This window comes from Streptomyces sp. NPDC090442, from assembly GCF_044769405.1.
In the GTDB taxonomy this organism is placed as follows: Bacteria; Actinomycetota; Actinomycetes; order Streptomycetales; family Streptomycetaceae; genus Streptomyces.
The window spans coordinates 1-1,149 of record NZ_JBIVXW010000284.1 but is presented as its reverse complement, the minus strand read 5'-3'; the positions used below and the strand labels follow the sequence as shown (position 1 = coordinate 1,149).

Below are 1,149 nucleotides of genomic sequence, written 5' to 3'. Positions count from 1 at the left end.
CGCTGGCGCGCATCCCCAACCGCTGCATCTACCGATACTACGTCACCCGCGACACTTCCAGTTCGCGCGCCGATTCCCCGAGCCGGCCGCGATTGCGCTGCAGCGCGCGTTCGATCGCTTCGCGCGTGGCGGTGTCGCGGGCTTCTTCCAGGGTGGTCGGTGCGGCGATGACGGTGTCGTCGATGTGCAGGTCGGCGGCGGTTAGGTAGCGGCCTTCCGCCATGACCACGGCCTGGCGCACGCGGTTGATCAGTTCGCGCACGTTGCCCGGCCAGGCGTGGCGATGCAGGGCCAGGCGCGCGCACGGCGAGAAGCCCTTGATGCCGCGCGAGGTTTCGCGGGCATAGCGGTGCAGGGCGTGTTCGGCGAGCAGGTCGATGTCGGCGCCGCGTTCGCGCAGCGGCGGTTGGCGCAGGCGCAGCACGCACAGGCGGTGGTAGAGGTCGGCGCGGAATTTTCCGTCGGCGACGGCCTGGTCGAGATCGTGATGGGTGGCCGAGACGATGCGCACGTCGACCGACACCTGCTCGTGGCCGCCGAGGCGTTCGATCGTGCCTTGCTGCAGGAAGCGCAGCAACGACGCTTGGCTGTCCAGCGGCAGGTCGCCGATTTCGTCGAGGAACAAGGTGCCGCCGTCGGCGGCCTGGAACAGGCCGGGCTTGTCGGCATGGGCGCCGGTGAAGCTGCCTTTCTTGTGGCCGAAGAACTCGCTTTCCATCAATTCGGCCGGGATCGCGCCGCAGTTGACCGGCACGAACGGTCCGTCGGCGCGCCCGCCTTCGGAATGGATGGTGCGCGCGACCAGTTCCTTGCCCACGCCCGATTCGCCCGCGATGTACACCGGCGCCTGGCTGCGCGCGACCTTGCCGATGGTCTGGCGCAGCTTGATCATCGCCGGCGATTCGCCGTACAGGCGCGAGCCGACCGCTTCGCTGGCGCTGCGCCGGGTTTCGTGCAGTTCCAGCGCGTGCCGGACCAGGTCGCGCAGCACCGACAGGTCCACGGGCTTGGCGACGAAGTCGAACGCGCCGGCCTTGAGCGCTTCCACCGCGGCCTCGACGTTGCCGAACGCGGTGATCATCGCCACCGGCGTGTTCGGATACTTCTGGCTGATCTCGGCGACCAGGTCCATGCCCGAGCCGTCGGGCA

At 69.1% G+C, this 1,149-nt stretch carries 1 protein-coding gene; it reads right to left on the bottom strand.

All coding sequences use genetic code 11. The features are described 5' to 3' along the window. Nucleotides 1-37 precede the first annotated feature (37 nt). A partial coding sequence (locus tag ACIQU6_RS45060; RefSeq protein ID WP_403488591.1) for a sigma-54-dependent transcriptional regulator occupies nt 38-1,149 on the bottom strand: 1,112 nt, incomplete at its 5' end.